The 7,598-nt window shown below is 57.7% G+C and carries 7 protein-coding genes; 2 read left to right on the top strand and 5 right to left on the bottom strand.

Annotated features, from left to right (window positions below; genetic code table 11):
- Both WCZ84_RS13120 and WCZ84_RS13125 read left to right on the top strand, forming a co-directional pair.
- Nucleotides 1–494: DUF2817 domain-containing protein (locus WCZ84_RS13120; RefSeq protein ID WP_372686726.1), on the top strand; the 494-nt coding region annotated here is incomplete at its 5' end.
- A complete protein-coding gene (locus WCZ84_RS13125) occupies nucleotides 491–970 on the top strand; it encodes a thioesterase family protein (RefSeq protein ID WP_372686727.1) in 480 nt (159 codons plus the stop codon). The genes WCZ84_RS13120 and WCZ84_RS13125, both read left to right, overlap by 4 nt.
- An 84-nt stretch (nucleotides 971–1,054) precedes the next feature.
- Here WCZ84_RS13125 and WCZ84_RS13130 read toward each other — a convergent pair whose 3' ends face one another.
- The 5 genes from WCZ84_RS13130 to WCZ84_RS13150 all read right to left on the bottom strand — a co-directional run.
- Entirely contained in the window at nucleotides 1,055–2,593 is a 1,539-nt protein-coding gene (locus WCZ84_RS13130; RefSeq protein ID WP_372686728.1) for a cytosine permease, read from the bottom strand.
- A gap of 44 nt (nucleotides 2,594–2,637) precedes the next feature.
- Entirely contained in the window at nucleotides 2,638–3,897 is a 1,260-nt protein-coding gene (locus WCZ84_RS13135; RefSeq protein WP_372686729.1) for a DUF1116 domain-containing protein, read from the bottom strand.
- Nucleotides 3,898–4,045: 148 nt separating this feature from the next.
- The gene (locus WCZ84_RS13140; protein ID WP_372686730.1) at nucleotides 4,046–5,407 is read right to left on the bottom strand and encodes a glutamine synthetase family protein; all 1,362 of its coding nucleotides are present in this window, start codon (nucleotides 5,405–5,407) and stop codon (nucleotides 4,046–4,048) included.
- Between the two features lie 134 nt (nucleotides 5,408–5,541).
- A complete protein-coding gene (locus tag WCZ84_RS13145) occupies nucleotides 5,542–6,288 on the bottom strand; it encodes a gamma-glutamyl-gamma-aminobutyrate hydrolase family protein (RefSeq protein WP_372686732.1) in 747 nt (248 codons plus the stop codon).
- Between the two features lie 633 nt (nucleotides 6,289–6,921).
- Nucleotides 6,922–7,598: cytochrome-c peroxidase (locus tag WCZ84_RS13150; protein WP_372686731.1), on the bottom strand; the 677-nt coding region annotated here is incomplete at its 5' end.

Consider the following 7,598-nt stretch of genomic DNA (forward strand, 5'->3'; position numbering starts at 1 on the left):
AGGCCGTGATCGAGCGTCACCTGGCCGGGGCCCGCCGTATTGGCCTCATCGACTGGCACACCGGGCTGGGCGAGCGCGGCCAGCCCTTCTTTTTGTGCTTCAATGAGCCGGGCGGCCCAGGCTGGGAGCGCGCCTGCGGGTGGTGGGGCCGCGAGCGGGTAGAAACCAAGGCCGGATTCGACGGCTCGGCGCGCCCCGACTATCAAGGGCTGCTGTTCCAGGGGGTACAGCGCTACGCGCGGCAGGCCGACATCGTCGGTGCCGTGATCGAATTCGGCACGCTGAGCAGCCTCGAAACCCGCCGCGCCCTGCAAGGCGACACATACATGAAGACGCATCCCGACCTGCCGCAAGACACCGTGCAGGCACTGCGCGCCCAACTGCTCGAAGCGTTCTGCCCATCCTCGCTGGATTGGAAGCGCAGCGTGCTGGCGCATGCCATGCAGATCCAGGACCAGGTTCTTGAAGGAGTACGGACATGGAACAAAGAATGAGCCACACCCTGCTGCATACGGAAGTCAAGGCCGAATGGGTGGATTTCAACGGCCATCTGAACGATGCCGAATACGTACGCGTGTTTTCGCGCGGGGCGGACGGCCTGATGGACCTCATCGGGCTCGATGCTGCCGGACGGGCTGCGCATCAATGCACGCTGTACACGCTCGAGATGCACACCTGCTACCTGGCCGAAGTCCTGCTGGGCGAACCCCTGCGGGTGGACCTGGACATCCTCGACCAGGACATCAAGCGCATCCACGTGTTTTTTTCGATGTACAAAGGCGACGGCGCCCTGATTGCCACCAGCGAGCAGCTCTTCATGGCCGTCTCGACCGCCAGCAAGCGGTCCACCAACCTGCCCGATGCGGTCTGCCGGGAGCTGGAGGCACTGGGCCAACTCTCGGCCGAGGCCTGGCCCGTACAGGCGGGGCGCCGAGTGGGCATACGCAGGCGGGCGAAGCCCCGCCCTTGAAGGGCGGGGCTGGCATTGGGCGGCCAGCGTTCAAAAACGCAACGGATCAGAGGCCGGGCATGTCCTCGGCTGGCCGCACTTCACTCAACTGAAAATCGAGAACTTCGTCGACTTTTCAATCGGCCGGTACTCGACTTTGTTGCGGTTCATCCCAAAGACGCTGCCTTGCTCGCCAAACAGATAGACGGGTTCTGGCAGGACAATCAGAAGGACGATATAGGAAATCGCACTGGCGCCCGCTGAAAATGCAAAGGCGAAATCGGCACCATCGAAATAGGTGGCGCCCGGGCTCACGTACCATCCGGTATTGATGAAGAAGACACCGACAACCACACCGATGATCCAGCTCAGGCAGGCCCTTGGCTCGATGCCGCCATCAAACCAGTAACGTCCGCCCACTTCGCGAAGGTTGAATACCTGCAGATCGCGGTAGAAATAGAAACCCTTTCGGTTGATGAACCCGATAATACAGATCACCGACCAGGGGGCCCCCATGATGATGAGGATCGCGATGAACGAGGCCACCAGGTTGGCCACCTGCGAATATACCCCGCCGATGAACACCAAAATGACCGAAATACCGCCCAGCAATATCGTGGCCGCCACGCGGGTCAGCCCCGGCACGATGGATGCAAAATCCAGACCCATGCTATAGAGATTGATCACCGCTTGCGCCGTACCGGGCACCAGGGCGATATACAGCACAGGAATCAGGAACCAGGTCGGTGAAATCTGCACCAGGCCGGTGGCCAGCGACGTCGTCGGATCCGCAAACAGCGTGCCGATGAACGCGCCCCACAGATAGGCATGGCCCATCCCCACGAAACTGCCGAACCACGCGACGGCAATGATTTGCGTCTTGGTATATTTAGTCGACAGGTGGCGCGTCCAGTCGCCCGTGTAGGGGGCATAGGAATTGGTGGTTCCTGCACACGTGATGGCAGCCAGAATCCACGTCGGCAGACGGCCGCCCAAGGCATAATCGCCACCCGCGTAGCTGGAGTCGAAATCCGACCAGAACAGCCAAACCGCCACCAGCATGATCACGCCCGCCGTGGGCACCATCCACTTGCAGAAGGCGACCATGTTTGCATGCCCCATGACCGACACGATCAGCATGACCGCGGAAACAATCAGGTAGCCCGTCGCCTGCAGCCAAAAGGGGATGTTGTCTGCGCTTCCGGTGGCCAGCCGCATGACGGCCCCGGCCAGCGCGTCGCCGGCAGCCCAGACGCACAGCGCCGCGAACACCAGCGATGCGGACACGCCAAGAAACGACCCGATCAGCCGGCCCAGCGCCCCGAAGTGCGCCCCGCTGGAAACAGGCGCATTCGTGCCGGTTCTGGGGCCGAACAGCGCGACGGGCGACATCAGCGTGGATCCCACCGCAGTCCCGACGACGATGGCCGTGAGCGAGTCCCACCATCCAAGACCCAAAGAGACCGCGACCCAGCCAATCACCATGATCCCGAAAGTTTCGCTGCCGCCGAACAAAATCCAGAACATGCTGGAGAGTTTCGCCGTTCTTTGGTGGGGTGGAATGTACTCTACCCCAACATTTTCTACCCTTCCGACCTGATTGATGACCTCTAGATTTTCATTGAATTCGAATGTCCTTGACATTGATGTCTCCGTTATACCCTACGATTATTCAATATATTGATGTATCAATTGGCAATTTCCAGATTGCGCAGCGCTTCCGCTGCTTTTTCAAAACACTCGATATGCGCCGTGACGATACCCGCGCCGATTTGGCCCCCATCCCGGCCGGCGATGCCGATGTCCATCACGGGCAAAATCCCCGTCTCGACCACCTTCAGGACATCGATACCTGTCGGCGTGCCACGATAGGAAAGGACCGGGATGCGAAAATTCTTGTTTTCACCCACGGTGATGGCATAGAGGTCCTGATTCCTTTCGATCATTTTCATTGGATCCCCGCCCTGGTACATCTGCAGGGGAAAGGCCGCTGCCTGCGCAAACCCGCCGAGCCCGACCGTTTCGGCGATGATGCTCTCGCCGCCCATCCAGGCGATCTCGCTCTCGTCGTGCCCGTCGAACAGCTTTGCCTGAACGGTCGGCAACGCGCCTTCGAACCAGCCGTCGCCCAACCCGCTGACGCGGATGCCGAACCGTTTGCAATTGAACGCCATCGCCGTCACGACACTGCTGCCCGGTATGCCGTGAGCCGCATCCGCGATCGCCTTGGCAGCCGCCATGGACAGTCGCAGGAAAAAATAATTGTCTTCGGTGATCAGCCTGACGGTGTCTCTGATGTCCTCTTTGGGTACCCCGGGAAGATCGATCAGGGCCTGGAAAAGTTGCTGGCTGAAAAGCAGGGAGGCCGCTGTATTTCTGCTGTGCAGCTCGTCTCCCATGTGAAGCGCACGCCTCATGATGCCCAGCAGGGGGATGCCCTCGGACTGGCGGATGCACGCATCGATCACCGGAGCGATCACACTGTTCAGATAATCCAGGTTCTCTTTGACGGTTTCGTCGTATACGCCATAATTGAGCCGCTTGGGGTTCTTTCCTTCGTAGAAATTACAATACGCAGTATTTCCGTACGCTGCATTTTTAACCGCGAACACAGCCATCGACGCACTGTACACCCCTGCCAGAGATCCCACGCAGCCATACTTGCTGCACGGCTCGACGCGTATTTCGCCGCTCTGTATCATTTTTTCGGCGTCCTGGTCGTTGCCCGCAAGCCCCTCGTATTTGATGGCGCCAAGAATCGCGTTTCTCTGCCCTCCCTCGTAGTCGGCCCAGGCCATGGCGGGCCCGGACGTCAATATCAAATTTTTCGTATAACCGGGCACAATGTCGGCAGCCGGTCCTATTGCCACCAGCACGGGCTCGCCCGAGTTGAATACATCCAACGTCTTTTGGTTCGCGGTATCGCGAACTTCGCTTATCCGGTTCATCCTTCAGCTCCCTACGGCATGAGTCATGCACTGCACGGTCCAGTCTGTCTGCAGCGCAATAAAAAAATAAGGCAGCCCCCCTGCTGCTGCCGACAGCAGGCGGGGCAGGTCACCATCCATTCTCTATGGTGACGGGTATTGAACGGGGTCAGACAAGATGGATGTCGTCCTCGCGCTCATAGCGCACCACTCGCAGATGTTCCTTTTCCCATTCCTGCATCTTTGTTTCGACGTAATCGTGAACAAAGTTCTTCGAAAAGACCTCTTCCGACAAGGGATCGTTTTGAAACTCCGTGATGGCGTCCCGCAGAGTGGCCGGAAGATTCGGGAGCGTTTCGACATCGGAAGCCAGGACCTCCATGGCCGGACCCGGATCATATTTGTTTTTGATCCCCTCCAGCCCAGCCGCCAGCATGAATGCCGACACGAGATAAGGATTCGCCGAGGCATCCGCGCTGCGCAGTTCGCAGGCGGCCCGGTTTTCAGGCAGCCTGATGACGCAGGAACGGTTGTTGTATCCGTATGCGATCTTGATCGGGGCCCACGAGACCGAACCGTCGATCAGCCGCGGGGTCAGGCGCCGATACGAATTGACCATCGGGTTGGCAATCGCCGTAATGGCCGGCATGTGCCGCAAAACCCCGGCCACGAATGACAGACCTTCAGGCGTCCATTTTTTGTTGATGTCCCTGAAAACACTGTCTTGCTTCTTCATGTCCGGGCCGCGGTAAAGCCCCAGGTTGAAATGCGCCCCCGACCCCCAGTCGTCTTGGAACGGCTTGGGCATGAAGGTGGCGACCAGGCCAAATTCCTTTGCCACCTGCCTGATCATCAATTTGTACAAAATGGCGCGATCCGCCATTTCCAGCAAGGGCTTGTAGTAAAAGTCGATCTCGTACTGCCCCACCCCGCCTTCGGCGCCGATGTTGAATGGCTCGAGGCCACAGCCCAGCATCATGTCGGCCATTCTATCCAGGAACTCGTGCGAGTCCAGTACCGTCTCCACGTCGTAAGCCGGGCTCGGCCTGACCGTGGCCGCCGGGGTCACCGCCCTGAAGCCGCGTTCCCCCAGAGTGGAATCGGGTTTATACACATAGAATTCGGGCTCGATCCCAAGCGTGGCATAGAGATCCTGTTCTTCCGCCTTTGCAATCTGCTTCTTGAGAATCGAACGGGGATCCAGTTCGAACGGCTCGCCCTTGTCGGACCACATGTCGGCGACCATCCACGCATATTTCCTGTTCCACGGCAATATGGTCAGGGTGCTGACATCCGGCCTGGAAGTCACTTCTTCTTCTACGGGGTTCGTCTCGCCGATGCCAGTGATGCCCCGCGGCGTATATCTGGCAAATCCGCCAATCAGGTCCGGCAGGAATTTGATCGGTGTGCACTTGGCCCGAGGTCGGCCCAAGATATCCACCCATGACGCCATGACGTACTTCACACCTTGCTTCTCAAGGTGTTCCACCAAAGCCTTATCCGACTCTTTGACCTCGTCGAGAGTATCCAAATGTATTATCTCAGTCATCATATATCCTGATACATGAATTCAATGTTGTGAATAAAACCGTATAGCGTCTTCCTGACCTATCTCATCCGTTCCTCCTTTCCTGCTTCAAGCTCCGTTCACTGACTGACATGGACTCATGAGTCACACAGCCCGATAAACCATCGTAAAAGGGTACGTGCAGAATCCTCTGACCGGTACAGATTCTCGGGGTGCCACTGCACCCCCATGATTCTTTCGCTTTCCAGGGTGGGTTCGATCGCTTCCACCAGGCCATCCGCCGACCAGGCACAGGCGTCAAACCCCTTACCGACGACACCGATGGCCTGATGGTGGCCGCTGTTCACATCGATGACCGTCTTGTGGCCCAACACCTGCGACAACCGGCTGCCTTCCTTTATGCTGACGCTGTGCGCGATGCGGCTCAGGGAATCGGGATCCGGGCTCGTGCGATCGTCATGATCGATGCTGCTGCCATGGTCCCGGCGGATATCCTGTATCAGCGTACCGCCACTCAGGGCATTGATGAGCTGCATGCCTCTGCATATGGCCAGTACCGGCTTGCCCTGCTCGACGGCCAGGCGATACAGCGCCGCCTCATTTGCATCGCGCACGTCATCGATGTCCGACAGGGACGGATCATCCGTATTGCCGCCATACAACGCCGGGTTGACATCCTGGCCCCCGCCTATGACCAGCCCATCCACTTTCCCGATCAACTCGGCGAGATCTATCTTGGGAACCGTTGTGTCAATAGCCACCGGACAGGCGCCAAGGTCGTGGAAGCAGCGATAAATATCGATCCACAGAGGGGTGAACCGATACTCGACGACAGAAACAGTAATCAATATCTTTGGAGTGTTTTTCTCAACCGGAACAGACATTTTCAACTCTCAGTCAAATAACGCCCAGCGTATTCAAAAGCACGTGAACCAAACCAACTTCATGCACGACCAGCTTCATGCACGACCAAATGGCTGATCCATGTGCGTCCATGGCAGCCATCGTCTATTGGTTTCGAAATATGTGCTGGAATTCGGTTGCCGTCGAGCAAGCCATTCAAGTGCCCGTCGCAAGGTAGGGTCCGGTGACTCTGCCTGAGCCGCAGACGACTAAGCCACGTCGCGTGCAGCGCCGTTCTAGAACAGCTGGGCTTGTCATACGGTGTGCAATGGGACCTGAACCTGAAAACATACTATCAGGCGAATTCTCAGGATATCGAAACAATAGGGCAGTGATGAAATGGATGCCTTGTTTCTGACATGCATAACGAGCTGGTCTTGACAGCCCATTTATGTGATGCCATTCACCGCATGACTTTTGGTAATGCGATGCCCATGGTATTGCCAATGGCATATGTATATTACTAGTGTTTACCCTAGGTCCACCTAAATAGGCCACGGAGAATTGACTGATCCATTTAACGTATGCCTGTATACTTTTTGGCACTCTATTAAGTAGACCCGGATAACATATTGATTAAAATAAATTATTGAACGCGAGGCCGCCAGCCCTGTTCAATGCTCGAAAGGCGTAGGCCGCGGAGTCTGATCTGAAGAAGGCGGCAGGATAGGCAGCACGATTTCGGGCTGCTTTCCGGTCAGTGACTTCAGAAATGCAACAATCTGCGCATTTTCCTCGTCTGTGTAATGGCGGCCCAGCTGCAGCCTGCCCATGATGTCGACGGCTTCGGCCAGCGTATCGACGGCCCCGTCGTGGAAATAGGGATAGGTCAGCTCGACATTGCGCAGTGTAGGCACTTTGAAGCTGAACCGGTCGGCATCCTTGCCCGTGACGGCTGAACGCCCTTCGGCCGGGTTGTCCGTCTTGTACGGTTCGATGAGACCCATTTTCTGAAACGAACGCCCACCCAGATTGGGCCCGTTGTGGCACGCGATACAGCCGCTGGCCTTGAACAGCTGATAGCCGGCCAGGGCCTGATCGGACAGGGCCGCCGAATCGCCCTTCAGCCACAGATCGAAGGGGGCGTCGGGCGTGACCAGCGTCTCTTCGAAAGCGGCAATGGCGTCGGTGACCTCGTGGATGGTGATCTCGGGCGTGTGGTAGACGTTTTCGAACGCGTCCACGTACTGGGGAATCGATGCCAGCAGCTCGACGGCCAGTTCATGGGTAAAGGCCATTTCCATGGGGTTGGCGATCGGGCCGCCTGCCTGGTCGCGCAGCGTGTCGGCCC

It is taken from the genome of Castellaniella sp. (genome assembly GCF_041675725.1).
Taxonomy (GTDB): Bacteria; Pseudomonadota; Gammaproteobacteria; order Burkholderiales; family Burkholderiaceae_B; genus Castellaniella.

Bases quoted from the DNA above. Each gene is read 5' to 3' on its own strand.
- WCZ84_RS13135 (WP_372686729.1), bottom strand. From the start codon at position 3,897: ATGAACCGGATAAGCGAAGTTCGCGATACCGCGAACCAAAAGACGTTG.
- WCZ84_RS13125 (WP_372686727.1), top strand. From the start codon at position 491: ATGAGCCACACCCTGCTGCATACGGAAGTCAAGGCCGAATGGGTGGAT.
- WCZ84_RS13130 (WP_372686728.1), bottom strand. From the start codon at position 2,593: ATGTCAAGGACATTCGAATTCAATGAAAATCTAGAGGTCATCAATCAG.
- WCZ84_RS13145 (WP_372686732.1), bottom strand. From the start codon at position 6,288: ATGTCTGTTCCGGTTGAGAAAAACACTCCAAAGATATTGATTACTGTT.